This is a genomic window from Candidatus Limnocylindrales bacterium (assembly GCA_035571835.1).
Classification (GTDB): Bacteria; Desulfobacterota; Binatia; order UBA1149; family CAITLU01; genus DATNBU01.
This window is the reverse complement of the sequence record DATNBU010000012.1, coordinates 40,296-64,959: the sequence shown is the minus strand read 5'-3', so window position 1 is coordinate 64,959 and position 24,664 is coordinate 40,296. Positions and strand designations below refer to the sequence as shown.

The 24,664-nt window shown below is 65.8% G+C and carries 24 protein-coding genes; 20 read left to right on the top strand and 4 right to left on the bottom strand.

All coding sequences use genetic code 11. The annotated features are described in order from the left end of the window. Positions 1-977: hypothetical protein (locus tag VN634_05555; GenBank protein HXC50332.1), on the top strand; the 977-nt coding region annotated here is incomplete at its 5' end. 29 nt (positions 978-1,006) lie between these two features. Here VN634_05555 and VN634_05550 read toward each other — a convergent pair. Then, positions 1,007-1,396, bottom strand: a complete 390-nt coding sequence (locus tag VN634_05550) for a VOC family protein (protein HXC50331.1) — start codon at positions 1,394-1,396, stop codon at positions 1,007-1,009. 81 nt (positions 1,397-1,477) lie between these two features. Here VN634_05550 and VN634_05545 point away from each other — a divergent pair, with 81 nt between their 5' ends. From VN634_05545 to VN634_05530, 4 genes are read left to right on the top strand one after another with little or no spacing between them, the layout of a single operon-like run. Then, complete coding sequence (locus VN634_05545) at positions 1,478-2,263, top strand: HAD family phosphatase (GenBank protein ID HXC50330.1); 786 nt, start codon at positions 1,478-1,480, stop codon at positions 2,261-2,263. 9 nt (positions 2,264-2,272) lie between these two features. Next, positions 2,273-3,880, top strand: coding sequence for a carboxyl transferase domain-containing protein (locus VN634_05540; GenBank protein HXC50329.1), 1,608 nt, complete (start codon positions 2,273-2,275; stop codon positions 3,878-3,880). A 56-nt stretch (positions 3,881-3,936) separates the two neighbouring features. After that, positions 3,937-5,454, top strand: coding sequence for a biotin carboxylase N-terminal domain-containing protein (locus VN634_05535; GenBank protein HXC50328.1), 1,518 nt, complete (start codon positions 3,937-3,939; stop codon positions 5,452-5,454). Between the two features lie 2 nt (positions 5,455-5,456). Then, entirely contained in the window at positions 5,457-5,960 is a 504-nt protein-coding gene (locus VN634_05530; protein HXC50327.1) for a biotin/lipoyl-containing protein, read from the top strand. 10 nt (positions 5,961-5,970) lie between these two features. On the opposite strand, the gene VN634_05525 is transcribed toward VN634_05530, so the two are convergent. Beyond that, positions 5,971-6,243 carry a helix-turn-helix domain-containing protein gene (locus tag VN634_05525; GenBank protein HXC50326.1) on the bottom strand — a complete coding sequence of 91 codons (273 nt, stop codon included), beginning with the start codon at positions 6,241-6,243 and terminating at the stop codon, positions 5,971-5,973. Then, the gene (locus tag VN634_05520; protein ID HXC50325.1) at positions 6,236-6,547 is read right to left on the bottom strand and encodes a hypothetical protein; all 312 of its coding nucleotides are present in this window, start codon (positions 6,545-6,547) and stop codon (positions 6,236-6,238) included. The genes VN634_05525 and VN634_05520 overlap by 8 nt, the downstream gene beginning before the upstream one ends. Positions 6,548-6,666: 119 nt before the next feature. Between VN634_05520 and gcvA the strand changes: the two genes are divergently transcribed. The 10 genes from gcvA (at position 6,667) to VN634_05470 (ending at position 18,552) form a co-directional block, all read left to right on the top strand. Beyond that, entirely contained in the window at positions 6,667-7,548 is an 882-nt protein-coding gene (gene gcvA, locus VN634_05515) for a transcriptional regulator GcvA (GenBank protein HXC50324.1), read from the top strand. Positions 7,549-7,693: 145 nt separating this feature from the next. Then, positions 7,694-8,653: a dockerin type I repeat-containing protein gene (locus VN634_05510; protein HXC50323.1), complete on the top strand. Its 960-nt coding sequence runs from the start codon at positions 7,694-7,696 to the stop codon at positions 8,651-8,653. A gap of 108 nt (positions 8,654-8,761) precedes the next feature. Beyond that, positions 8,762-9,787 carry an alcohol dehydrogenase catalytic domain-containing protein gene (locus tag VN634_05505; GenBank protein HXC50322.1) on the top strand — a complete coding sequence of 342 codons (1,026 nt, stop codon included), beginning with the start codon at positions 8,762-8,764 and terminating at the stop codon, positions 9,785-9,787. A gap of 142 nt (positions 9,788-9,929) precedes the next feature. Continuing rightward, positions 9,930-11,006, top strand: a complete 1,077-nt coding sequence (locus tag VN634_05500; protein ID HXC50321.1) for a glycosyltransferase family 2 protein — start codon at positions 9,930-9,932, stop codon at positions 11,004-11,006. A gap of 65 nt (positions 11,007-11,071) precedes the next feature. Continuing rightward, positions 11,072-11,671: a hypothetical protein gene (locus VN634_05495; protein ID HXC50320.1), complete on the top strand. Its 600-nt coding sequence runs from the start codon at positions 11,072-11,074 to the stop codon at positions 11,669-11,671. Between the two features lie 52 nt (positions 11,672-11,723). After that, positions 11,724-12,509 (top strand): Bax inhibitor-1/YccA family protein, encoded by a 786-nt coding sequence (locus VN634_05490; GenBank protein ID HXC50319.1) that lies wholly within the window; start codon positions 11,724-11,726, stop codon positions 12,507-12,509. Between the two features lie 8 nt (positions 12,510-12,517). Then, entirely contained in the window at positions 12,518-15,538 is a 3,021-nt protein-coding gene (rapA, locus tag VN634_05485; protein HXC50318.1) for an RNA polymerase-associated protein RapA, read from the top strand. Between the two features lie 109 nt (positions 15,539-15,647). Beyond that, positions 15,648-17,294, top strand: a complete 1,647-nt coding sequence (locus VN634_05480) for an AlkA N-terminal domain-containing protein (GenBank protein HXC50317.1) — start codon at positions 15,648-15,650, stop codon at positions 17,292-17,294. Then, positions 17,291-17,836, top strand: coding sequence for a methylated-DNA--[protein]-cysteine S-methyltransferase (locus VN634_05475; protein HXC50316.1), 546 nt, complete (start codon positions 17,291-17,293; stop codon positions 17,834-17,836). Before VN634_05480 ends, VN634_05475 begins: the two co-directional genes overlap by 4 nt. A gap of 116 nt (positions 17,837-17,952) precedes the next feature. After that, on the top strand, positions 17,953-18,552 hold the full coding sequence (locus VN634_05470; protein ID HXC50315.1) for a carboxymuconolactone decarboxylase family protein: 600 nt from the start codon (positions 17,953-17,955) through the stop codon (positions 18,550-18,552). A gap of 70 nt (positions 18,553-18,622) precedes the next feature. On the opposite strand, the gene VN634_05465 is transcribed toward VN634_05470, so the two are convergent. Next, entirely contained in the window at positions 18,623-19,225 is a 603-nt protein-coding gene (locus VN634_05465; GenBank protein HXC50314.1) for a glutathione S-transferase family protein, read from the bottom strand. Between the two features lie 442 nt (positions 19,226-19,667). Between VN634_05465 and VN634_05460 the strand changes: the two genes are divergently transcribed. From VN634_05460 to VN634_05440, 5 genes are all read left to right on the top strand, one after another. Continuing rightward, positions 19,668-20,693, top strand: a complete 1,026-nt coding sequence (locus tag VN634_05460) for a DUF1566 domain-containing protein (GenBank protein ID HXC50313.1) — start codon at positions 19,668-19,670, stop codon at positions 20,691-20,693. 49 nt (positions 20,694-20,742) lie between these two features. Next, the gene (locus VN634_05455; GenBank protein ID HXC50312.1) at positions 20,743-21,738 is read left to right on the top strand and encodes a DUF1566 domain-containing protein; all 996 of its coding nucleotides are present in this window, start codon (positions 20,743-20,745) and stop codon (positions 21,736-21,738) included. Positions 21,739-21,792: 54 nt separating this feature from the next. After that, complete coding sequence (locus VN634_05450) at positions 21,793-22,287, top strand: aminoacyl-tRNA deacylase (GenBank protein ID HXC50311.1); 495 nt, start codon at positions 21,793-21,795, stop codon at positions 22,285-22,287. 100 nt (positions 22,288-22,387) lie between these two features. After that, a complete protein-coding gene (locus VN634_05445) occupies positions 22,388-23,026 on the top strand; it encodes a glutathione S-transferase family protein (protein ID HXC50310.1) in 639 nt (212 codons plus the stop codon). A 14-nt stretch (positions 23,027-23,040) separates the two neighbouring features. Continuing rightward, positions 23,041-24,648, top strand: a complete 1,608-nt coding sequence (locus VN634_05440) for an NAD(P)/FAD-dependent oxidoreductase (protein HXC50309.1) — start codon at positions 23,041-23,043, stop codon at positions 24,646-24,648. Positions 24,649-24,664 lie beyond the last annotated feature (16 nt).

Genomic DNA, 24,664 nt, shown 5'->3' with positions numbered 1-24,664 from the left:
AGCTGCATCTCAGCGCGATCCATCTCCTGGCGAGGCATCTGACCACCGAGAACCACTTGCGAGTGCTCGAGCGCGCGAGGCACAAGAGCTCGCGCGAGGTCGAACGGCTGGTTGCCGAGCTGGCGCCGCGACCGGATGTGGCGTCGCGTGTTCGTGCGATGCCCAGGGCTCGCGCAGGGTGCGCGGCGAACAAGGGGCTGGTGGGGGCGGCCGGCGCGACTTCGATGGATTGCGAACAGGCCGGCAGTGCGAGCGATCCGCGAACTTGGGCAGACCGCGAGTCCGTCGGTTGCTCGAGTAATCGGCCGGACTCCACGGTCGTCGGCGCTGCGATCTCTCCACCGTCAGCGCAGCCGGCAAAAGTGACGAAGCCGATCGTTCCGCTCAGCCCGCGCCGTTACAAGATCGAGATCACCGTAGACGAAGAAACGCACGACAAGCTCCGGTCGCTGCAGGATCTGCTGGGCCGGTCGGCGACCGGTCGCGATGCGGCCGCGATCATCAGTCGTGCGATCGACGTCCTGCTCGTCCGGACACTCGCGCGCAAGGCAGGTTGCACCGACCGACCGAGGTCGACCACGTCGACGAACGCGGAGTGCACCGATCGACCCGCCGCAATGCCCGCGATCGATACGGCGGCTTCGAAGCGAGGACGGCGATCCCGAACCATCCCCGCGGCCGTGCGGCGCGAAGTATGGCGGCGCGACTCGGGACGCTGCCGCTACGTAGACGGCCGAGGACATCGCTGCCGCGAGACGAGCAACGTCGAGTTCCACCACAGAGCTCCTTTCGCCATGGGCGGACCTCCTACGCCCGAGAACATCGAGCTGCGCTGCGCGGCACACAACCAGTATCAGGCGGACCTCGACTTCGGCCGCGCCTTCATGGACGCGAAGCGCGGCAATCTCGCCGCTGCGCGAACATTCCCCGGGGAATGTCGTGCCGTCGACCGCGAGGAGATGGCGGCCGCTCCGTGACCCGCGAAGAGCCTCATTAACTGCTCTTCTCAAGGCCACTCGGTCGCACCATGCGGGAAGTCGCCGCGCTGGACCGGGACGACGCAGAATGCGTGGCCGGACGGCGCGGTCATGACCACATGGCGCCGGATGCGCGCCTTCACACGAGCGCCGAGTTGTTCGAGGCGTGCGACTTCCGCGTCGACGTCGTCCGTCTCGATGTCGAGGTGCACGGCCCGCTCCTCCGCAGGCACGCGCTGAAGTCCGATATACAGTCCCGCATCGCCGCCGACCCGGCCTTTCAATGACGCGAACCTGTCGTTGCCTTGGCGATGCGCAACGACGGGCTTGCCGAGCGCAGCGCTCCAGAACTTCGCGCCGGTCTCGAAGCCGGTGTCGGCGCAGTCGATGACGATGGTGGCGAGGCGGCTCCGGTGCATGAGGACCTCCGACGTACGGGATCGTGCCGTGCGAGTATGCCCGCTCCGAGCAGGAACAGACCAGCGCAACAGGCGGCTGGCTTGGCAAGCACTTTTCTGGTCAACTCCGCCGCCGTGTCCGCAACCGCCAGCACGAACAGCACCGACAGCACGAACGGGCTCGACCATATCGACCCCAGCCGGATCCGCGCTGCCGTTTTCGACTACGGCGGCGTGCTGATCGAAGGCGGCCCGAGCGAAGTCGCGGCATTCGGCGGCAAGACCGGCCTTTCCGAGGACATCTGGCGGCCGCTGCGGCGGGAATTCTTCGGCAACGACGGCATCTGGGCCAGGCTCGAGCGCGGAGAGGTCCCGTATTCGGACTTCACCGCCGCACTTCGCCGCGCGATTCATGATGCCGGCGGCACCGTCAGCGAGCAGCAGGCCGAGTCGTTCATGGGCAGCCCCGATCCGATGGGCCAGCGCGCGCGGCTGCGGCCACAGATGCTCGACGCGGTTCGTCGCATCCGCGCGGTCATGCCGACGGCGCTGCTGACCAACAACGTCAGGGAGTGGCGGGCCGAGTGGGAGCGGGTTCTCGATCCCGCGTCGCTGTTCGACGTCATCATCGATTCCAGCGAAGTCGGAGCACGCAAGCCCGAGCCGCGCATCTACGAAATCACGCGAGAGAAGCTCGGCGTCGCGCACGACGAGATCTTCTTCGTCGACGACATCGGGCAGAACCTGAAGGCTGCGCGCGCGCTCGGCTGGAACACGCTGTTGTTTCGGGAGACCGCCGAAGTGCTGCCGGTGCTCGAAGCGCTCGTCACCGCGCGGCAGCGCGAGCTCACGGGCAAACCGGCCGGAGAGTCCCGCCAGAAATCCTGAGGCGACCTTTTGCGAAAGCTGACCAGCCAGATCCGGACGACGTCGCCGGAGTTCCAGGAGAACAAGGCGCGCATGGAAGCCCTCGCGGCGGATCTGCGTGCGCGCCTCGAAGCCGCGCGCCGCGGCGGCCCCGAATCCTCGCGCAAGCTGCACACGAGCCGCGGCAAGCTGCTTCCGCGCGAGCGCGTCGAGCGGCTTCTCGATCCCGGCTCGCCGTTCCTCGAGCTGTCTCCGCTTGCTGCGGGCGGCCTCTACGATGACCAGGCGCCGGGCGCAGGCATCCTGACCGGCATCGGCACGATTCACGGACGGCACTGCGTGGTGGTCGCGAACGACGCGACCGTCAAGGGCGGCACGTACTTTCCGATGACCGTCAAGAAGCACGTGCGCGCGCAGGAGATCGCGCTCGAGAACCGGCTGCCGTGCGTCTATCTCGTCGATTCGGGCGGAGCGTTCCTGCCGATGCAGGACGACGTGTTTCCCGATCGCGACCACTTCGGACGCATCTTCTACAACCAGGCCAACATGTCCGCGCTCGGCATTCCGCAGGTCGCGCTGGTGCTCGGATCGTGCACGGCCGGCGGCGCGTACGTGCCGGCGATGTCGGACGAAACTGTGATCGTACGCGAGCAGGGAACGATCTTCCTCGCGGGACCGCCGCTCGTAAAGGCTGCAACCGGCGAAGAAGTCACGGCCGAGGATCTCGGCGGCGGCGCGCTGCATACCGGCACCTCCGGCGTGTCCGACCATCTCGCCGAAGACGACCAGGATGCCATCCGCATTGCGCGCCAGATCTTCGAGAGCCTGCCGCGCTCGCTCGGCTGCCCGCTCGAAATGTCGACGCCGGAAGATCCGGCGTACGACCCGGCCGAGATCTACGGCATCGTCAATCCGGAAAACCGCCGGCCGTACGATGTGCGGGAAGTGATCGCGCGGCTGGTCGACGGGAGCCGCTTCCACGAGTTCAAGGCCCGTTACGGTCCGACCGTCGTCTGCGGCTTCGCGCGGCTGCACGGCTATCCGATCGGCATCGTCGCGAACAACGGCGTGCTGTTCTCGGAATCGGCCCTGAAGGCCACGCACTTCATCGAAGTCTGCTCGCAGCGCATGATTCCGCTGGTGTTCCTGCAGAACATCACCGGCTTCATCGTCGGCCGCGAGTACGAAGCCGGCGGTATCGCGAAAGACGGCGCCAAGATGGTGACCGCCGTCGCGACCACGCGCGTTCCGAAGTTCACCGTGCTGATCGGCGCATCCAACGGCGCCGGCAACTACGGCATGTGCGGGCGCGCGTACAGCCCGCGCCTGTTGTTCATGTGGCCGAACTCGCGCATCTCGGTGATGGGCGGCGAGCAGGCCGCATCGGTGCTGCTGCAGGTCAAGCTCGCACAGCTCGAAAAAGACGGCCGCGAAATGAGCGAAGCCGAACGCGCCGAGTTCAAACGCCCCGTGCTCGAAAAATACGACCGCGAAGGAAGCCCCTACTACAGCACCGCGCGCCTCTGGGACGACGGCGTCATCGACCCCCTCGACACCCGCTCGTCGCTCGCCCTCGCCCTCGCCGCCTCCTTCAACCGCCCCCCGGAGCCCACCACCTTCGGCATCTTCCGAATGTAAAATGGGGACAGGTACATTTATTTTTTCTCAACGAAATCAATGGACGCTTGAGTGAGATGACGAAGCCGATTCGAAAGCTGCTCATCGCCAATCGCTCGGAGATCGCGTGCCGCATTGCGCAGACGGCGCGCGAGATGGCGATCGCGACGGTCGCGATCCACTCCGAGCCCGACACCGACGGCGAGCACGTGCGCGCATGCGACGAAGCCGTCGCGCTCGGCGGCCGGACGTCGGCCGAGAGCTATCTCGACGTCGACAAGATCCTCGCCGCCGCGCGCACGACCGGCGCCGACGCGATCCATCCGGGCTACGGCTTTCTCGCCGAGAACGCGTCGTTCGCCCGCCGCGTCGAAGAGGCAGGCCTGACGTTCGTCGGCCCCACGCCCGACGCGATCGACGCGATGGGCGACAAGATCCGCGCACGCACCGCAGCCGAGCGCGCCGGCGTTCCGGTGCTCCCGTCCGCCGAGGTCACGACCGACGAAGGCCGCAATCGCGAGGCCGCCGAAGCGCTCGGCTTCCCGGTGCTCGTCAAGGCCGCAGCCGGCGGCGGCGGTCGCGGCATGCGCCGCGTCGACGACGCCGCATCGCTCGCCGACGCCATCCGCTCCGCCGAACGCGAAGCCGGCTCCGCGTTCGGCGACGCGCGCGTCTACATGGAGAAGTTCGTCGTCGGCCCGCGCCACATCGAGATCCAGGTCTTCGGCGACACGCACGGCCACGTGCTGCATCTCGGCGAGCGCGAGTGCTCCGTGCAGCGCCGCCACCAGAAGATCATCGAGGAAGCGCCCTCGCCCGTCGTCAGCGCCGACATGCGCGAGAAGATGGGCTCGGCCGCCGCGGGCCTTGCGTCGTCGATCGGCTATCGCGGAGCCGGCACCGTCGAGTTCGTCGTCGCGCCCGACGGCAACTTCTATTTCCTCGAAGTGAACACGCGTCTTCAGGTCGAGCACGCCGTGACCGAAGCGATCACCAGCACCGACCTCGTGCGCTGGCAGCTCGAGATCGCCGCCGGCGCGAAGCTTCCGGAGAAAGCGCCATCGCCGCGCGGCCATGCGATCGAATGCCGAGTGTGCGCGGAAGATCCGGCCAACGGCTTCCTGCCGTCGCTCGGCCTGGTTCGCCGCGTCGAGCATCCGCGCGGCGTCGGCGTGCGCGTCGACACCGCGCTGCGCGACGGCTGGCAGGTGCCGGTCGAATACGACTCGATGCTCGCCAAGGTCATCGCGTGGGCCCCGGATCGCACGCAGGCGACGCGCCGCATGATCGAAGCGCTCGAAGGTTTTCCGATCGCGGGCTTCACGACCAACGTGGCATTCCTGATCGAGCTGCTGCGCAGCGAACGCTTCGCGCGCGCCGAGTATTTCACCACGACGCTCGACAGCGAGTACCAGGGCTGGAAGCCCGACGATGCCGAAGCGCTCGACACCGTGGCCGCCGCCGTCGCAATGCTTGCGCGCAACGGCCGGACCCGCGGCGCCGGCGCCGCGACACACGGCACATCCGAGCGAATGCCGACGCCGTGGGACACCCTCGGCGAGTGGCGGCTCGGCCGCGCAAAGGCTGGAGCCTGACGATGGAGATGCAGTTCCGTGCAGGCTCGCGCAACCTCTGCCTGACCGTCACGGAGAAGGACGGCCGCACGACCGTTGCCATCGACGGCCGTGAGGTTGCGATCGACGACGTCGCGATCGACGAGCGCTCGGTCACACTGACGATCGGCGGAAAGCGACGCCGCGTGCTGTTCGACAGCGAACGCGGCCATGTCTTTACGGCCTACGCCGGTCATGCGTGGGAGTTCGTCCCCGCCGAAGAGGGTTCGGCCGATCAGGGCGGCGCCGGCGCGTTCGAACCGAACGTCACGTCCCCGATGCCCGGCAAGGTGCTGCAGATTCTGGCCGCCGCCGGCGACGTCGTCGAGCCCGACGGCGCGCTGCTGCTGCTCGAAGCGATGAAGATGGAGATGACGGTGCGCGCAACGCACCGCTGCCGCGTCGTTGCGATCAAGGTCGAAGCCGGCTCCATGGTCGGCCCCGGCGACACGCTGGTGGTGCTCGAAGAAGCGCCGGAAGAAGCCTGAGTCGCCCTCGTCAGGAAACTTCGAAGAGAATTCGCGGGTTCTTGTCCGCGATCATCAGCAACGTGCGCGCGGCTCCGGACGGGGCGCGGCGTCCCTGCTCCCAGTCCTGCAAGGTCCGCAACGATACACGAAGCAAGCGAGCAAATTCGCTCTGCGAGACGCCGAGTTTTTTCCGAACCTGTACAGCCGACGGAATCGTCCTGATCCGGCCCCTCTTTCCTGCTTTGAGCTCGCGGATACCCTGCAGGATCTCAGCGCCGATATTTCTGCGTTTCTCAGCCATCGATCTCCTCCCGGATCTTCCTCAACATGTGCAGCGGCAAATCTTCGGCCTCGTTCTTCGCATACAGCGTGAGCATCCAGATCTCGCCGTGAAGAGTCTTCAGGTAGTAGATGATTCGTATTCCGCCGCTCTTGCCACGGCCTTTGCCGCTCCATCGAATTTTCCTGACGCCCCGCGATCCTGGAATCACGGCGCCGCTTCGCGGATGAAGCGCCAGCCAAAGCTGGAGAAGCGCGTATTCGTCCGGGTCGAGATATTTCTCGACCAGCTTCGAGAACAGTCGCGTCTCGACAAACGTTAGCATCCCGCGACTGTACTGCAAAGCCGTATAGCGCCAATCTCATGGCTGTAATGACTCTCAGGGCGGCAAGGGCAGCCGGCTTGTACCTCTGACGGGTTTCATGGCATCGATCCCCGGGCGCCATGGCCGAAGAGTTCCCACCGCTGCCGTTCCTGCAGGCCTTCGCAAAGGCCGCCGATTGCCTGAGCTTCAAGGACGCCGCCGACGCACTGCATGTCTCGCCGTCGGCGCTCAGCCGTCGCATCCAGTCTCTCGAAGAACAGCTCGGCGTCGCCCTGTTCCGCCGGCTCAACCCCGGCCTGGAGCTCACCGAACAAGGCACGCGATATCTCGACGCCGTGCGCCGCGTGTTCGTCGAGCTTCGCCGCGCGCAGCAGTCGCTGTCGCCGACGCGCTCGGCGCGGCTTCGCATCAGCGCGCTGCAGTCGTTCACCGAAGCGTGGCTGATTCCGCATCTTCCGGACTTCGAACGCCGGCATCCTGGAATCGAGCTCGACGTGACGGCAACGCTCGCGTACGCGGACTTCGATCGCGATCCCGTCGATGTCGCGATCCGTTTCGGAAGCGGACCGTGGGATGGCCTTCACGGCGAGCCGCTCGTCGATCTCGAGTATCTGCCGGTCTGCAGTCCCGCGCTGCTCGAAGGCGAGCATGCGCTGCGTACTCCGGCCGATCTTGCCGGACACACGCAGATCCGTATCACGCAGATTCCCGATGCGTGGCCGGCATGGCTGAAGGCGGCCGGCGTGGGCGACCTCGTGCCGAAGAAGATCGTCACGTACGACCACCTGTCGATCGTGCTGAGCGCAGCCGAGTCGGCACAGGGCGTCGCGCTGTGCGCGCCGTTCCTTTGCGCGCAGCGCATCGCGAGCGGCAAGCTCGTGGTCCCGTTCGACATCCGGCTCGCATCGCCGTCGACGTATCACCTGGTCTGCCGGCCTTCGCAGCTCGATGATGCGCGCATCGTCGCGCTGCGTGACTGGCTCGTCGATTCGCTCGCGTAAATGCTCGCGGGGCCTCGTGCGCAGCAGCGCCTCGACCGGGGAAAAGTGCGCCGCATGTCTTGCGCCTCTCGTGTGTCACACCGTAGAGTGCCAGACGTCTCGGGGGAGCAGACGGGCGCGGCGGGCGCTCTGCGGAGGTTCTGCGATGCGACGTTCTTTCGACTACCTGTTCATGGGCGGCGCAGCACGTGCGTGCACGGTGCTCGCATCGATGGCGTGCCTCGGGGTGCTGCTGTCATCTCAGCCGTCCGCGGCCGCGATCTTCTGTACCAGCAGCGCGCAGTGCGATGACGCCGACGCGTGCACCAAGGACTCCTGCAACATCCTTAATCACACGTGCTCGCACGCGGCGAAGAACTGCGACGACCTCGATCCGTGCACGATCGACAGTTGCAACTCGACGACCGGCGCCTGCCTGAACAAGCCCAAGCTCTGCATCGACTTCAATCCCTGCACGAGCGACGCCTGCAACCGCGAGGGTGTCTGCACGTATACGCCGAAGTCGTGCAACGACGGCAACGCCTGCAACATCGACTCCTGCGACCAGTCCACCGGCGCGTGCGAACACGGTATCAAGCTCTGTCTGGACGGCGACCCGTGCACCAACGACGGCTGCGACACCACGACCGGATGCACGTTCACGCCCAAGAACTGCAACGACATCAACGCGTGCACCATCGATTCGTGCGATTCGTCCGATGGCTCGTGCAACCATACGCCCAAGCTGTGCTTCGACTCCAACTCCTGCACGAACGACAGCTGCGACACGCTCGAAGGATGCCGCTTCACGCCGAAGAACTGCAACGACGGCGACCCGTGCACGGACGACCTCTGCGAGCAGGGTCAGTGTTCGAACCCGCCGAACCAGAACTGCGTGACCACGACGCTTCCGGCGGCTGCCTGCGGAGACATGAACGGGGACGCCAACATCACGTCGGCCGACGCGCTGCTGCTGCTCAAGATCGCCGTCGCCACCGACGACTGCGACCACTGCGTGTGCGACGCGAACGGCAGTGGCGATGTCACCGCCGGCGATTCGCTGCTGGTGCTCCGCTACGCCGTGAGTCTCCCGGTCACTCTCGACTGCCCGTGCGCAAACAGCTGAGCGACTGCGTCCGCACAGTCGAGGAGACGCCATCGCATGCACCGCGCGCAAGCGCGGTTGCAGCGATTGCGATTGCTGCGCGGCCCCGAAGTTGCGTAGACCGGGAGCATGCAGCAACTGACTTGTACCCAGCCCGGCACCGTCCTGTGGCAGAACATTCCCGAACCGGCGCTTCTCGGAGATCGTGAAGCGCTGGTCCGCCCGCTTGCCGTCGCGCGCTGCGACATCGACCTGTTCCTGACGTCGGGCTTCATCCCGTCGCAGGGACCGTTCGCCCTCGGCCACGAATGCGTGGCTGAAATCGTCGCGCTCGGAGCGGCCGTGCGCGGCCTTCGAGTGGGCCAGCGTGCAGTCGTTTCCTTTCAGATCAGCTGCGGCGCGTGCGGATCGTGCCGCGCCGGCAGCACCGGCAACTGCGACGAGTTCCCGGTGCTTTCCGACTACGGCATGCAGCCGCTGTCGGGCGTCGAATACGGCGGCATGCTCACCGATCTGGTCCGCGTGCCGTTTGCGGAGGCCATGCTCCAGCCCGTGGCCGACGGCCTCGATTCGGCGGCGCTCGCGAGCGTGTCCGACAACGTGCTCGACGGCTACCGCGCGGTCGCTCCGCATCTCGCCGCACAGCCGGGCGCCGAAGTCCTCGTCGTCTGCCACGGCCTCAAGAGCGTTCCGCTGTACGCCGTGCAGGCTGCGCTCGCGCTCGGCGCCGGCCGCGTCGATTTCGCGTCGGACGATCGCGAATCGCTCGAGCTCGCCGAGCGCCTCGGCGCAAAACCGATCCTTACGGATTATACCAAGCGCGCGGGACGCTACCCGATCGTCGTCGACTCCGGCCTGACGCCGAACGGGCTTCATTACGCAATCGCATCGACGAGGCCCGAAGGCATCTGCCACAGCACCAGCTTTTATGCCGGCGGCAGCATGCCGATGCCGCTCGGCAAGATGTACACGCTCGGCATCCGCTTCTTCATCGGACGCGCGCACGCGGTGGCGCTGCTGCCCGAGGTGCTGCCGCTGATCGAATCCGGCCGCCTGCGCCCGCAGGACGTCACGACACGCGTCGTGTCATGGGATGACGCACCGCGAGCGTGGCTCGAGCCGGCCATCAAGCTGGTCGTCACACGCGCAAACTGAACGGAAAAATCGGGGACAGACACTGATTTCGGGAAATCAGTGTCTGTTCCCCGATTTCCGATTCCTCCGGATTGCCGGGAGGCTTGAAATTCCACGGTATTGTGGGAAAAAAGCCTGTTCATTCCCTTCATCCGGAGCATTCGTGGCGGACTCGCAAACACTGGTCTCGGTGGTTATCCCTGTCTTTAACGGCGAGGGGACGATCCGTCGCGGGATCGAATCGATCTTCAACCAGACCCATCCGAACATCGAGATCGTCGTCGTCGACGACTGCTCGAAGGACTCGACCCGCGAGATCCTGAAGTCCTTCGGGAGCCGCATCAACGCGATCTTCCATCCGAAGAACCGCGGCACCGCCGGCGCGTACAACACCGGATCGCAGGCCGCCAAAGGCCGGTTCCTGCTGCTGATGGCGAGCGACTGCTACCTGACGCAGTCCGATTACATCGAGCGCGGCCTCCAGCATTTCGCCGATCCGACCGTCGCCGGCGTGATCGGCCAGGGCATCTTCGACAATCCGGACCGGCTCGACACGATCCAGCGCATCTTCACGCTCGTCAACGTGCTCGACGTCGTCGAGCAGCACGACGAGGACGTCTTCGAGGTCGCGTTCATCGAAACGCGCTGCGATCTGGTGCGCAAGGAAGCGCTCGAAAAGATCGGCTTCTGGTTCGAAGGCCTCTACAACTCGACCGAAGACCAGGACATTTCCGCCCACATGCGCGAGTTCGGCTACCGCCTGCTGCAGGACAAGCGCATGAAGTTCTCGCTCGATTTCGGTCAGACCGAGGACAACCTCTACAAGGTCTTCAAGAAGCAGTACAAGTACGCGCACGGCCAGGGCTACATCTTCCTGCGCTACGGGCTCGGCCATCACACGATGACCGGCGACCAGCACAACCGCCGCATCCGCATCCGCCACCGCCTGATTCAGATCGCGATGGCGCCGCTCGTGCCGCTGCTGCTGCTGCTGTCGACGATGAGCCCGACCGCAGGGCTGCTTCTTGGCGTCATCGTCGTGGCGCGCGGCGCGCACTACTGGAACTGCGCACGCGGACTGCTGACCGGCATGAACCGCCTCGTCGGTGCAATCGTCGGGATCGGCTGCGATGTCACGTACGGAACGAGCTTCCTGACGTCGCTCGTGTACTGGGCGCTCAAGGATCGCTCGATCGTGCGCTTCGGCAAGCCCGCACCGTCCCAGCCTGCCCGTCCCTGATCGAATCCGGTACAAAGTCCCGGTCCGCAGACGGACTGCAGGACCATAGAGGAAGGGTGACGAAAATGGCGACGACGATTCTGAGAATCGTATCGGTTCCTCTGATCGGATTGTGCGCCCTCGCGGACGTGACGGCGGTTCCGTCGTACGCGGGCCCGCTGAGCTCAGCCGGCCCATCGCTGTCCGAAGTCGTCGACGGCGCGTGCTGCACGCACGAGGGTCTCTGCTACGACTTCACCCCGCAGCAATGCGAGGGTTTCGGCGTCTACCAGGGTGACGGCACGATCTGCGACATCGGCGTCTGTCCGGATCTTTCCAACGGCGCCTGCTGCACGCCGGACGGGCTCTGCTACGACTTCACTCCACAGCAATGCGAAGGTTTCGGCGTCTACCAGGGTGACGGCACGATCTGCGACATCGGCGTCTGTCCCGGAATCACAACCACCACGCTTTCCGATGACACAATCTGCGGGGACGCCGACATGGACGGACAGATCAAGGCGAGCGACGCACTCGTCGCGCTCCGGGCTGCGATCGGCAGCGCGCAATGCATTGTCGAGCGATGTGACTACGACGGCAGCGGCAAGGTGAGAGCTGCCGATGCGCTCGCGATCCTCAAGAGAGCGGTGGGCCAGCCGATCGTGCCGATGTGTCCCGGCGTCTAGAGCCGGGCGGCTGTCGGGGCTAGGCTCGGTCCGCGGTCTGGAGGCCGCCCCGATGCCACCGAGCAACCCTCTCGCCGTCCGTTCCAGCAACCCCGTCCTGAACGCCAGCACGTTCGGCAACCGTTCGACCATTGCCGGCACCGCCGGAGCAATGACGATCGACGGAACGGTCAACAAGACCGCGCTCAGCCTCGTCATCCTGCTCATTACCGCGGCCTGGGTGTGGACGCTCGGAACGGCTCAGACCCTCGAAGGTCCTGCGAACCTCGCTGCCGTCGCGCCATGGACGATGGTCGGCGTCGTCGGCGGCTTCATCGTCGCGATGGTAACGACGTTCAAGCGCGAATGGTCCCCGGCCCTCGCTCCGGCGTACGCCGCGCTCGAAGGTCTCGCGCTCGGCGGAATTTCTGTCGTCACCGAGGCCCGCTATCCGGGCATCGTCAGCCAGGCTGTCTTTCTCACGTTCGGGACGCTCGGCGCGTTGCTGCTCGCGTACCGCTCCGGCTTCATCAAGGTCACCGACAACCTGCGGCTCGGAATTTTTGCGGCTACCGGCGGCATCGCGCTCGTCTATCTCGTCGGTTTCATCATGAGCTTCTTCGGCACCGGCATACCGATGATTCACGGCAGCGGCATGGTCGGCATCGGCTTCAGCCTCGTCGTGGTCGGAGTTGCGGCCATGAATCTCGTGCTCGACTTCGACTTCATCGAGCAGGGCGCCGCGGCGGGCGCGCCGAAGTACATGGAGTGGTACGCGGCATTCGGCCTGATGGTCACGCTCGTGTGGCTGTACATCGAGATCCTGCGCCTGCTCTCCAAACTGCAGGAACGCCGGTAAGGTCACGGATGGCGATCGCCGGCGGACAAGACCCCGCTCCCCCCGGCGCGACCGGCATTGCGATCGGCCAGCGCTACGTCAGTGACGCCGAGCCCGAGCTCGGGCTCGGCGTCGTCGTCCGTGTCGATGAGCGCGTCGTCGATCTCGCGTTCGCTGCCGCCGAAGACGTTCGCACGTACGTCGCAAAGTCCGCGCCGCTGCGGCGTGTGCGCTTTTCGATCGGCGACTCGCTGACGGACGACCGCGGCGCCGTCCACGTCGTCGAGTCGGTCGAGAAGCGCGACAACCTGCTCTACTACCGCACGCGCGACGGCGAGCTGCCGGAGTCGCGCGTAGCGGCAGGAACGACAGTCAGCGGCCCGCGCGAGCGCCTCGCGTCGGGGCGCGTCGATGCATCCCTCTTGTTCGATCTTCGCCGCGAAACGCTGTCCAAGCTCCATGCCGTGCGCAGCTCGCCGGTGCGCGGGTTTGCCGGACCGCGCATCGAGCTTCTTCCGCATCAGTTCTTCGTTGCCGCCGAAGTCAGCTCGCGCCTCGTGCCGCGCGTGCTGCTCGCCGACGAGACCGGTCTCGGCAAGACCATCGAAGCAGGCCTCATCCTGAGCCGGCTCGTGCTCGCCGGGCGCGCGCAGCGCGTGCTCGTGCTGGTGCCCGACTCGCTCGTGCATCAGTGGCTCGTCGAGCTTCGCCGGCGCTTCCAGCTCCGCTTCTCCGTCTACGACGAGGAGCGCTGCACGGCGGCCGAGGACAGCGAGCCCGGCTCGAACCCGTTCACGCAGGAACAGCTCGTGCTCGCCGGATTGTCGCTGCTGACCGGTTCGGAGTCGCGCATGCGCCAGGCGGCAGAAGCCGGCTGGGACATCGTCGTCGTCGACGAAGCCCACCATCTCGAATGGTCGCGCGAGGCGCCGGGGGCGGGCTACGTCGCAGTCGAAACCGTCTCGCGCGAAGCCGGCGGACTGCTGCTGCTTACCGCAACGCCCGAACAGCTCGGCGCCGAGGGGCACTTCGCAAGATTGCGGCTGCTCGATCCCGATCGCTACGGCGACTACGAACGCTGGAAGCACGAAGCCGAAGGATTCCGCGAAGCCGCGCGCGTTGCCTCCGCACTGATCGGCGACCGCCCTGTCGCACCCGAAGATGCAGCCGAGCTCGCGTCGGCGCTCGGCGTCAGCCCGGACGACGTGCTCCGGCGCAGCGAGGACCGTGCGTCGCGCGATCGCCTGCTTGCCGAGCTGATCGACCGCCACGGTCCGGGTCGCGTGATGTTCCGCAACACGCGCTCGGCCGTGCGCGGCTTCCCGCGGCGCGAGGTGCATCTTCATCCGCTGGCCGGCGGCGACGACGCTACCATCGCCGAGCGCCTCCGGCTCGAGATCGCAAGCGATCTCGCCAGCAAAGAGATCGCTCGCGATCTCGCCCGAATAGAGATCGCTCGCGATCTCGCCCGAATGCAGCTCGCGGGCGATCCGGCGAGGCACGACGGCAGCTTCGATCTCCCCGGCGAAAGCGAAGCACCGGACGCATCGCCGTCATTGTTCGGCGACCCGCGCATCCAGTGGCTCGCGAGTCTTCTTGCGCCCGACGGCCCGCGCAAAGTGCTCGTCATCTGCAGCAGCCGCGCGAAGGCCGAAGCGATCGAAGCTGCGCTGGCCGCGCGCATCCGCGTCGCAACCGCGCTGTTTCACGAAGGCCTGACGCTGCTCCAGCGCGACCGCGGCGCGGCGTGGTTTGCCGAAGAGGACGGCGCGCGCCTGATGGTCTGCTCGGAGATCGGCAGCGAAGGCCGCAATTTCCAGCACGCGCAGCACCTCGTGCTGTTCGACGTACCGCTCGACCCGGACGTCGTTGAACAGCGGATCGGTCGCCTCGACCGCATCGGCCAGCGCGGCACGGTCGAAATCCACATTCCGTACGTTGCCGGCAGCGGCGCCGAGGCATTGGTGCGATGGCTCGACGAAGGCGTCGGCGCGTTCCGGCGCACGAGCCTCGCGGGCCGGCCTCTTCTCGAGATGTTCGGTGCGCGCGTGCGCGATCTCGCGCTCGACGATTCGCCCGGCGATCCGCAGCGCTTCACGTCGAGAGTCGACGCGCTGGTTGCCGAAACCGCCGCAGCGGCGAAGGAGCTTGCCGAGCGCGTCGAGCAGGGCCGAGACCGGCTGCTCGAGATGGCCTCGCTCCGGCGCGAGATCGCCGATCCGCTGATCGACGCCGTCCGCGAGCTCGACGGCGACATCGCGCTCGAGGACTATTTCCTGCGCCTGCTCGAGCATTTCCATGTCTACGCCGAAGAGGTTGCTCCGCGCGCGTATCTGCTCAATCCCGACGGCACGCGCAGCCCCGAGTTCCCGAGCCTCGACCACGGCGAGACCGTGCTCGCGTTCGATCGTGAGACTGCGCTCGTGCGTGAGGATCTGGAATTTGCGACGCGCGATCATCCGCTGCTCGGCGATGCCATGGAGTTCCTGCTCGCATCGCCGTCGGGTAACGCGTCGTTCGCGCTGCTCGACGACACGTGCACTCCGCGCATGTGGCTCGAAGCGCTGTACGTGCTCGAGCCGGTCGCGCCGGCGCGTCTTCATGCCGACCGGTTTCTCGCACCGGTGCCGGTGCGCATCGTCGTCGACCAGCATCGCAAGCAACCGGAGAGCACCAGCGAGGATCCGGCCGAAGTCGATCTCGCCGACGGCAGCGGCATCTGGGTCGCCGGGCGCCAGAACATTCTCGCTCCGCTCGTCGCGCGCATGATGGCCCATGCCGAGGAGCTGGCCGAAGCTCGCGCGGCGGAGATCCGGCGCGACGCGCGCCGGGCGATGGATGCACGCCTCGACGAAGAGCTCGAACGCCTTGCGCGGCTTGCCGAAATCAACGACCACATCCGGCCCGAGGAGACCGAAGCGCTGCGCCTGCAGAAGCGCGAGCTCGAAGCGGCGATCGACGGCGCACGGCTGCGCCCGGACGCGCTGCGGCTCATCTGGCAGGGTCCGACGAAGGACGGCGAGCCGCTCATCGCGACCGGCAAGAGATGACGACGCAGGACGCGCGCTGCAGGCAATGGCTTCCGACGACGGCGTCCGGCCCGACGACCATGTCCGGAAACCGCCAGACCCCGGCACGCCGGTAATGTAGAAAGCCCTCATGGATCTCGATCCGGAGCGTTGTTACCAGGCCATCCTGTCGCGCGACCGCCGCTTCGACGGCCGCTTCTTCACCGGCGTCGTCACCACCGGCATCTATTGCCGGCCGGTCTGCCCGGTGACTCCCCCGAAATTCACGAACATGCGTTTCTATGCGTGCGCTGCTGCGGCCGAAGCGGCGGGATTCCGCCCGTGCAAACGTTGTCGGCCGGAGACTGCGCCGGGAACGCCGGCGTGGGCGGGAACTTCCGCCGTCGTCTCGCGCGGCCTCCGGTTGATCGCGGAAGGCGGGCTCGACGACGGCGACCTCGAAGCGTTCGCGGCGCGTCTCGGAATCGGCGAGCGGCAGCTCCGGCGGCTGTTCGCGCAGCATCTCGGCGCGTCGGCGAGCGAAATCGCGCGCGCACGCCGCGTGCATTTCGCGCGCTGCCTCGTCGACGAGACCGACCTTCCGATCGCCGAGATCGCGCTCGCATCCGGTTTCGCGAGCATTCGCCAGTTCAACCACGCACTGAAGACGACGTTCGGAAAACCGCCGACCGCACTTCGCGGCAGCCGCTCGCATCGCAGGAATGCCGAGTCGTCCAATGGCGCGCTCGTGGTCAAGCTTCCGTTCCGTCCGCCGCTGGCGTGGAGCGCGATGCTCGATTTCCTTGCGCTGCGAGCGATTCCGGGCGTCGAGCACGTGGCCGGCGGCAGCTACCGCCGTACGGTCGAGATCGGCGGCACTTCCGGAATCATCGAAGTGCGGCTCGGCTCGGCCGGCGACGATGCGAACGCAACGCCTGCGAGCACGAAGAATTCACGCGACACGTCGAACCGGCCGCACCACGCGGCGCATCTTCTCGTGCGCGTCGAGCATCCGCACTGCCGCGGCCTGATCGACGTGGTCGAGCGTGTGCGGCGGATCTTCGACCTCGGCGCCGACTCTGCGCTGATCGGCGCCCAGCTCGGACGGAGCGCAAAACTGCGTCCGATCGTCGAATCGCTGCCCGGCCTGCGCGTGCCCGGCGCGTGGGACGGATTCGAGCTCGCCGTGCGCGCGATTCTCGGGCAGCAGATTTCCGTGGAAGCGGCGACCACGCTTGCCGGCCGGATCGCGTCGACATTCGGAACGCCGCTGGCCGCGAGCGATGCTTCGCTGACGCATGTGTTTCCGAAGGCGGACGCGCTCGTCGATGCCGACCTGTCGCGCATCGGCCTGCCGCGCGCGCGAGCCGAAGCGATTCGCGGCGTTGCGCGGGCGATCGCGTCCGGCGAGCTTCGCTTCGATGCGTCGCTCGGCCTTGACGAAGCGGTCGAGCGCCTGTGCGCGCTGCCGGGCATCGGGCCGTGGACGGCCAACTACATCGCGATGCGTGCGCTCGCCGAGCCGGATGCGTTTCCGGAGACCGACCTCGGGCTGCGCCACGCACTCGGCAGTCGCGAAGACCCCGCTTCCATCGGCGAAGTGCGCCGCCAGTCGGATGCATGGCGGCCGTGGCGATCGTACGCAACGATCTATCTCTGGCACAGCCTGAAAACCGGCATCGAATCGAAATCGGGGACAGACACCGATTTCCCGAAATCGGTGTCTGTCCCCGATTTTCGCGAGCGGGCGCGGACCGCGATGGTCGCCGCGCGCCACGCGCAGGAGAACAGCAGATGAACTTTGCATGTACCGAGATGGCTTCGCCCGTCGGCGAGCTTGCCATCGCCGTCGCGAACGGTCGGCTCGTCGCACTGTGCTTCGAGGGAATCTGGGACCGGCGCGTACGGTCGCTCGAACGGCGCTTTCCCGGTGCACGATTCGAAGCGGTCCGGGATCCCGCCGGCGTCCGAAGCAGGCTCACGCAGTATTTCGAAGGCGATCTCGACGCGCTCGCGCCGATCGAAGTCGAATGCTGGGGAACGCCTTTTCAACGGAGCGTCTGGGCCGAGCTGCAGCGCATCCCCGTCGGTGAGACGCGCACGTACAGCGAGGTTGCGCGCGCGATCGGCCAGCCCGCTGCAGTCCGTGCCGTCGGAACCGCCAACGGCGCCAATCCCGTGGCAATCGTCGTCCCGTGCCATCGCGTGATCGGGAGCAACGGAACTCTGACCGGCTTCGGCGGCGGACTCCCGAACAAGAAATGGCTGCTCGACCACGAAGGCGCGCAGCTGCGCGTTTTCCCCGCCGACCCCGCGGAACGAAAACGACGCGCGGCCTGAGACGCGGGCCGTGAGAAACCGGGGACAGACACCGATTTCGCGAAATCGGTGTCTGTCCCCGATTTCGTGTAACTTCCGCGCATCGTGCTTCGTGTACACGACGAAGGAGAACTGCGATGGAAACTGCAATTGCGGCAGAACGGATGGCGCGTGGGACGGCAGAGGCTCATCCACGGCTGACACCGATCGCATGGTCGTGGAACCCGCTTCACTGGCTCGCACTGGCAATCTACCGAAGCATCGGCGCTCCGCTGCCCGCGCAGGTGATCTTCGCTCGGGCACCGCGGCTGATCATCGGACACCTGCTCGTCGTGCTGACGTCGGAGTATGGCCTGACGCTCGACCGTCGCGTGCAGTCACTGGTTCGGGTGTTCGGCTCGCGCATCAACGGGTGCATGTTCTGCGACAATCTGGAGACGCGTCTGGCCATCGCGCACGGATCGCTCACACGCGAGGACGCCGACGCGCTGGCCGAGTATGCCGCCAGCGAGCGCTTCGGCGAACGCGAGCGCGCGGCGCTTCGCTACGTCGAAGAGATCAACACCGTTCGCCAGGCGTCGGACGAGACATTCGAGGGACTCCGGCGCCACTTCTCGGAGCGTGAGATCATCGAGCTGACGTGGCTGAACGCTGTCGGCAACTATCTGAATCTGCAGGCGCGGCCGCTCGGTCTTGCGCCGGATGAAGCCTGCACGATCCCGCCGCGCCGCAAGTGAGCGGCCGTTTACGATCCGGCGGCCTGAAGAATTCTATCGATGCCGCGGTCTCGCTGAGGGTCGCGAGTCGTCAGTCCGCGCTGGCCCTCTGGAATGCAGGCCGCTCCGTCAGCCTTCCCAGGTATGAAAGTGTCTTCGGATAGCTCTCGTCGAGCACGCCGAGGAACTGCGCGGCAGCTAGCGTGAATCCGAGCATGATGTCGGCCGCACAGAACTCGTCGCCAAGAACATAAGGCCTCGTGCGAAGGTTATCCTCGACGACCGAAAGCGCAGATCGTGCGCGCTCGGTCGCCGAATCGATCGCAAGCGGGATCTGATCGGCGTTGCCGAGGTAGAGCCGGTGCCAGATGATCACGCCGAGCGGCGGAAACGCCGTGCCTTCGGCGAAATGTACCCACTGCAGGAATGGTCCGCGTTCGGGCGAACCGATCGGCGGCGCGAGCCGCCCGTCGCCGTATCGCTCGAGGATGTATTCGAGGATTGCGCCCGATTCGCCGAATACCACGCCGCCGTCGTCGAGCACCGGGAACTTGCCGAGCGGAGTCGTCTGCGCGAAGGCCGTCGGCTGCGGACGGAACTCCACGCGCTCTAGCTCATGAGGAATGCCAAGCTCCTCGAGCAGCCAGCGGATGCGAACCGAGCGGGTCCGGGGCGCGTAGTAGAGCTTGAGCATGGCGTTCTCCTTTCGCCGGCCGACTTCAACGACATCAGCCGAATGGCCGCCGCAGCAGGCCGGCGGCCGGCACCATCGTTTCTACTCTCCAGACGCGAGGAGACTAAGGTCCAGTTTCAGTCCGTGAAGGGGAGCCAACTACGCTGAAGCGTATGACAGGATAAAGCGGGAGGGGCTGCTGCGCCGAGAAGCGGCCGTTCCATCAACTGGCGCCTCTGCCTCCGACGACTTAGCCGCGTCCGAATCCCGAACTACAGCCCGGACATTCGGCTGACAAACCCGACAACAGAATCTGGCCCAGCGCAGGCTCCTCCGTTTTAACTAGCTGGGCTTGCCGATTCTCGAAAGGAAGTGCTACTCATGATCGGTCATTCGCAGATGTAGCGGAAAACACGCCCGGCGCGTTTGCGAATGGCCGGATGCAATATCCAGCGAGAGGGCGATGAGAAAAACGATCCCAGTCTGCCTCTTTGTCCTGGCTCTGAGCTGCCCGGCGACGGCCGGTGAGTTAACGCCGTCACAGGACTGTGAAGCCGCGCGGCACAAGCTCGTTGGTCGATTGGCGGCCTGCTTCGAGAAGGCTCAAAGGAACTTCGTTCGCGGCGGCTCGACGGACACCAACCGACTCGACGACGACGAATTCCAATGTGTACGCCGGTACTCTTCGTCGTGGCTCGACGACGAAACCCGCGCTGCGGCCGACGGTGACTCCTGCCCGACCGCCGCCAGATGGGAGATCAAGGACTTCGTTGGCGTCTGCATGGGTGCGGTAGACGCGGCACTGCACGGGGACGCGTTGCCGCCCGATGTTGCGACCTGCAATGCCGGATTCAGCGACTGCAACAGTTCGCTGGCGACTTGCCTGTCCGCTTGCGAGCCCGGCCCGAGACCGCCGCTTCAAACCGGACAGTCGATCTGTCTCGATACGATGGGGATCACGATTCCCTGTTCCGGCACCGGACAGGACGGGGAACTGCAAAAAGGCGCCGCGCGCAGCTTCGTGGATAACGGCGATGGGACCATTTCCGACAATGCGACGGGTCTGATGTGGGAGAAATTTTCCTCGGACGGCAGCATCCACGACCAGGAGAATGTGTATTCGTGGTCGGATGCCTTTGACGTCAAGATCGCCGGCCTGAATGCGATGAACTTCGCCGGCCACGGCGACTGGCGCATGCCCAACGCGTTCGAGCTCGAGTCGCAGATGGAATACACCCCAGACGATTTCTCACCCTCCAGCGACCCGACGTATGGGCCTGGACCGTACGCTGTGTTTCGGTCGCCCTGTACGCCGGACTGCTCGGTGCTGACCTGCAGTTGCCTGATCTCCCGAGCAGCAAACTGGTCATCGACCACCGACTGGAAAGACACGACAAGCGCGCTCGCGATGTTCGTTCCCAGCGGAGCTTTCTTTCCGTCAGACAAGAACAGCTCGATGCAAGTGCGAGCGGTTCGCAGTGGCTCGTAGCCGACAACGACGGGATGTTGGTGGTGTACACTACTCTGGAGAGAGCACGATGAAGGTAGTGATTCCGACGGCTCTGTTCCTGCTGGCGCTCAGTTCCGAGGCGAGAACGGCCGAGACTATGGCTGAACGGGACTGTGAAATGGCCCGGCACACACTGGTCGGCAAGTTAGCCGCCTGTTTGCAGAAGGCGGAAGACAAGTTCGTCAGGGGCGGCTCCCTCGACGCGGAAAAGCGCGATGAGTCGATTCTTGTCTGCGTCGGCAAGTTCGACGTGTCCTGGGAGAGTGTCGATAGCAAGGCAGCAGCGTCGGGAACACCGTGTCCGAGCGTCGCCAAGGACGAGATTCGCGACTTCGTGGGTTCCTGTCTGTCGGCCGCAGATGCTGCGTTGGCCGGCGGAGTTCTTCCTGTGGACGCCGTCGCCTGTGACGCCGAGTACGCTGATTGCCGCGATGAGCTGCCTCGGTGCTTGACCGATTGCAGCAATAGCCTGAAAGCGACGCTGCAGACCGGACAGTCGAAATGCTATGCGCCGGATGGCTCTGCAATCGCGTGCGGGGGCACGGGGCAAGACGGAGAATTCCGGAAGGGAGTGTCGCATGCCTTCGTCGACAACAGCGACGGAACCATCACGGACGCGGCGACCAGGCTGACGTGGGAGAAGCTTTCGTTCGACGACAGCCTTCACGACTACAGGGATCTCTACAGCATCGAGGAAGCGGTCACCGTGAAAGTCGCGAATCTGAACGCGGCGAACTTCGCGGGCTTCAGCGACTGGCGCGTGCCCAACTATTTCGAGCTGAGGTCTCTTGTGTCGCTGGCTGGGCCCGCTCCCATGGTGTTCTCGGCGTTCGCGTCGGCGTGTACTCCGGGATGCACGTCCGTAACGTGCGATTGCTGGTCTGGCGATCCCCTCTGGACATCGACATCTTCTCGAGTCGAGCCGTTCATGGGCGTGGGGATAGATTTTTCAACCGGGGATAATGTGCAGCTGTACAAACCGTTTTGGCGTCGAGTGGTTCGAGCCGTGCGCGGAGGTGCATGAGTTAGAGCCAATTGGCGACTCGTCACTGCGCCCGGCACAATCTGCCGCCGCGCCATGGCAAAGCAGAAGAAAGACCGGCACCTCGGCCAGACCCCCGCGACCACATGGCTGCGTGCGCGCAGCGTCGAATTCACCGAACACGGCTACGATTACGTCGATCGCGGCGGCACGGCCGAGTCGTCGCGGCAGCTCGCCGTGCCGGAGCATGAAGTCGTCAAGACGCTCGTGATGCAGGACGAGACCGGCAGCCCGCTCGTCGTGCTGATGCACGGCGATCGCGAAGTCAGCACGAAGAACCTCGCTCGTGCCATTGGTGTGAAGTCCGTCGAGGTCTGCCGGCCCGACGTGGCCGAGCGCCACAGCGGTTATCTCGTCGGCGGCACGTCGCCCTTCGCGACCCGCAGGACGATGCCCGTGTTCGTCGAGTCGAGCATCCTCGAATTGCCGCGCATCTTCATCAACGGCGGACGTCGCGGACATCTCGTCTCGCTCGATCCATCGGTGCTGACCGCCGTTCTCGGTGCCACGCCGGTGCGCTGCGCCGCCTGACGAGCTCGATCGTACCGTCGTCGCTTGCCGAATCGCCGATTTGGTCACCGCAGGCCCCGTGCTACGAACTGCGCGGAATCCTGGCAGCCGGAGGTAACGCATGATTCGGTTTCACTTTGCATCCGGATCTCCGTGGGCATGGCGGGTACAGCTCGCGCTCGAAGAGAAAGGTCTCGCGTACGAGGCGAAGCTGCACAGCTTCAGCGCAGGCGATCTCAAAAAACCCGAGTACCTCGCGATCAATCCGCACGGCAAGGTCCCGGTGCTCGAAGACGGCAACGCGGCCCTCTACGAGTCGCAGGCGATCGTCGAATATCTCGAGGAAAAGTATCCGGATCGGCCGCTGCTTCCGTCCGATCCGGCTGCCCGCGCGCAGACGCGGATCGAGGAGCTCGAGTGCACCGTCTACATGAACGACGCGTTCCGCGGCCTCGCGCAGATCGCGTTCTTCACGCCGGAAGACAAGCGCGACCCGAAGACGATGGCCGACCGGCGCAGCGACGTGCGCGCCGAGCTCGCACGGCTCGAAGCACGGGCTGCCGGGCGCGGCGGCGATTTCCTGATGGGCGGCTCGCTGTCCCGTGCCGATACGACATGGACCCCGTTCGTTGAGATCGCCGGACGCGCGGGCGTAAAGCTCGAGGTCGCCGAGACTCCGTGGCTCGCCGCATGGCAGGAGCGCATGCGCGCACGCGACTCGTTCGAGAAAAGCTACCCGCCGCACTGGCGCAAGACATGAGGACGCAAGAGACGATGACCACTGCGACTACCCGCGATCTCGATGCGATCGTCGTCGGCGCCGGGTTCGCCGGCCTGTACATGCTGCACCGCCTGCGCTCGCTCGGGCTCACCGTACGCGCCTTCGAAGCAGGAAGCGGCGTCGGCGGAACGTGGTTCTGGAACCGCTATCCGGGCGCGCGCTGCGACGTCGAGAGCATGGAGTACTCGTACCAGTTCTCGGACGAGCTGCAGCAGGACTGGCAGTGGACCGAGCGGTACTCGTCGCAGCCCGAGATCCTTCGCTATCTGAACCACGTCGCCGACCGCTTCGATCTGCGCGGCGACATCCAGCTCGAGACGCGCGTCGAGAGCGCGGTGTACGACGAAGAGTCGGCGCGCTGGACGGTGCGCACCAGCGACGGCGGACAGTGGTCGGCCCGCTACTTCATCATGGCGACCGGGTGCCTGTCGTCGACCAACCTGCCGAAATTTCCCGGCCAGGACACGTTTCGCGGACAGACGTTTCACACCGGCCGCTGGCCGCACGAAGGCGTCGATTTTTCGGGAAAGCGCGTCGCGGTGATCGGCACCGGCAGCTCGGCGGTGCAGGCGATCCCGCTCATCGCCGAAGAGGCGGAGCACCTGTACGTGTTCCAGCGCACGCCGAATTTCTCGATCCCGGCGCGCAACCATCCGCTCGATCCCGCCGAGGTTGCCCGCATCAAGAAGGACTATGCCGAGCTGCGCAGCCGCGCGGCCGGAATGCCGTTCGGCTTCAACACGCGAAGCGAAGAGGTCGCGGCGCTCGACGTCAGCGAGCAGGAACGACTGGCCGAATACGAGCGCCGCTGGGAGAGCGGAGGGCTTCCGTTCCTCGGCGCGTTCAGCGACCTGATCACGAGCCGCGAAGCCAACGACACCGCCGCCGACTTCGTGCGTGCGAAGATCCGTGAGATCGTACGCGACCGCGAAGTCGCCGATCTGCTGACGCCGCGTACCGTGCTCGGCTGCAAGCGCCTGTGCAGCGACACGCACTACTACGAGACGTTCAACCGGCCGAACGTGACGCTCATCGACGTCACGTCGCGGCCGATCGAAGCGCTGACGCCCGGAGGCCTCACCGCGGGCGGCGTCGAGTATGAAGTGGATGCGATCGTTTTCGCGACCGGGTTCGATGCGATGACCGGTGCGCTGCTCGCCGTCGACATCCGCGGACGGGACGGCCTCGCGCTGCGGCAGAAATGGTCGGAAGGGCCGCGCACGTATCTGGGCCTTGCGACGGCGGGATTTCCAAACCTGTTCTTCATCACCGGCCCGGGAAGCCCGTCGGTGCTTTCCAACATGGTGCCGTCGATCGAGCAGCACGTGAACTGGATCTCCGCTTGCATCGCGTACCTGCGAAGCAGCGGCAAAAGCAGCATCGAGCCGAACCGCGACGCGGAGAACGCGTGGGCCCTGCACGTCAACGAGATCGCCGATGCGACGCTCTATCCGACGTGCAACTCGTGGTACATCGGCGCGAACATCCCCGGCAAACCGCGCGTGTTCATGCCGTACCTGGGATTTCCCGAATACGTCGAAAAGGCCGACGCGATCGCCGCAAACGGCTACGAAGGCTTCGAATTATCGGCACAAAAATAAAGGGGACAGGTACATT

Bases quoted from the DNA above. Each gene is read 5' to 3' on its own strand.
- VN634_05550 (HXC50331.1), bottom strand. From the start codon at position 1,396: ATGCACCGGAGCCGCCTCGCCACCATCGTCATCGACTGCGCCGACACC.
- VN634_05535 (HXC50328.1), top strand. From the start codon at position 3,937: ATGACGAAGCCGATTCGAAAGCTGCTCATCGCCAATCGCTCGGAGATC.
- VN634_05530 (HXC50327.1), top strand. From the start codon at position 5,457: ATGGAGATGCAGTTCCGTGCAGGCTCGCGCAACCTCTGCCTGACCGTC.
- VN634_05525 (HXC50326.1), bottom strand. From the start codon at position 6,243: ATGGCTGAGAAACGCAGAAATATCGGCGCTGAGATCCTGCAGGGTATC.
- VN634_05520 (HXC50325.1), bottom strand. From the start codon at position 6,547: ATGCTAACGTTTGTCGAGACGCGACTGTTCTCGAAGCTGGTCGAGAAA.
- gcvA (HXC50324.1), top strand. From the start codon at position 6,667: ATGGCCGAAGAGTTCCCACCGCTGCCGTTCCTGCAGGCCTTCGCAAAG.
- VN634_05510 (HXC50323.1), top strand. From the start codon at position 7,694: ATGCGACGTTCTTTCGACTACCTGTTCATGGGCGGCGCAGCACGTGCG.
- VN634_05505 (HXC50322.1), top strand. From the start codon at position 8,762: ATGCAGCAACTGACTTGTACCCAGCCCGGCACCGTCCTGTGGCAGAAC.
- VN634_05495 (HXC50320.1), top strand. From the start codon at position 11,072: ATGGCGACGACGATTCTGAGAATCGTATCGGTTCCTCTGATCGGATTG.
- VN634_05490 (HXC50319.1), top strand. From the start codon at position 11,724: ATGCCACCGAGCAACCCTCTCGCCGTCCGTTCCAGCAACCCCGTCCTG.
- rapA (HXC50318.1), top strand. From the start codon at position 12,518: ATGGCGATCGCCGGCGGACAAGACCCCGCTCCCCCCGGCGCGACCGGC.
- VN634_05480 (HXC50317.1), top strand. From the start codon at position 15,648: ATGGATCTCGATCCGGAGCGTTGTTACCAGGCCATCCTGTCGCGCGAC.
- VN634_05475 (HXC50316.1), top strand. From the start codon at position 17,291: ATGAACTTTGCATGTACCGAGATGGCTTCGCCCGTCGGCGAGCTTGCC.
- VN634_05470 (HXC50315.1), top strand. From the start codon at position 17,953: ATGGAAACTGCAATTGCGGCAGAACGGATGGCGCGTGGGACGGCAGAG.
- VN634_05465 (HXC50314.1), bottom strand. From the start codon at position 19,225: ATGCTCAAGCTCTACTACGCGCCCCGGACCCGCTCGGTTCGCATCCGC.
- VN634_05460 (HXC50313.1), top strand. From the start codon at position 19,668: ATGAGAAAAACGATCCCAGTCTGCCTCTTTGTCCTGGCTCTGAGCTGC.
- VN634_05455 (HXC50312.1), top strand. From the start codon at position 20,743: ATGAAGGTAGTGATTCCGACGGCTCTGTTCCTGCTGGCGCTCAGTTCC.
- VN634_05450 (HXC50311.1), top strand. From the start codon at position 21,793: ATGGCAAAGCAGAAGAAAGACCGGCACCTCGGCCAGACCCCCGCGACC.
- VN634_05445 (HXC50310.1), top strand. From the start codon at position 22,388: ATGATTCGGTTTCACTTTGCATCCGGATCTCCGTGGGCATGGCGGGTA.
- VN634_05440 (HXC50309.1), top strand. From the start codon at position 23,041: ATGACCACTGCGACTACCCGCGATCTCGATGCGATCGTCGTCGGCGCC.